We start from the raw sequence: 429 nt of genomic DNA, 5'->3' as shown, positions 1-429 counted from the left end.
GTCAACCAGTGTACCAGTGATTATTATTCGTACTGACTTAGGTCGGCGCATGGCGCTGCAAGTCGATATGATTGCAGGCTCTCGTATTGAAGTGGTTGTCACACCGCTTGGTCGTCAGCTCTCACATATCGATGGATTTTCGGCTGCTACCATTATGGGAGATGGTTCGGTCATGCTGATTCTTGACTTGGTGGCATTGATGCGTAATGTCAGCAATATCGCCAAAGTCGAGCAACAAAAAGCCAATAAGACGGTCAAACAAGCGCACAAACCCGTGGTACTGATTGTGGATGACTCAGTAACCGTACGTAAAGTCACCTCGCGCTTACTGGAACGTAACGGCTATGAGGCCCAAGTGGCAATGGATGGTATTGATGCGCTAGAAAAACTGCAAGAAATGCTACCGGAAGCCATTGTATTGGATATTGA

At 47.3% G+C, this 429-nt stretch carries 1 protein-coding gene; it reads left to right on the top strand.

Going from position 1 to position 429, the window contains the following annotated elements; translation table 11 throughout:
• Window positions 1-49: 49 nt before the first annotated feature.
• Window positions 50-429: PleD family two-component system response regulator (locus J5M67_RS28930; RefSeq protein WP_243434949.1), on the top strand; the 380-nt coding region annotated here is incomplete at its 3' end.

Source organism: Pseudomonas sp. 30_B, assembly GCF_017491605.1.
Lineage (GTDB): Bacteria > Pseudomonadota > Gammaproteobacteria > Pseudomonadales > Pseudomonadaceae > Pseudomonas.
Note: the sequence above shows the minus strand (reverse complement) of the source record. Positions and strands in the feature narration are given on the sequence as shown.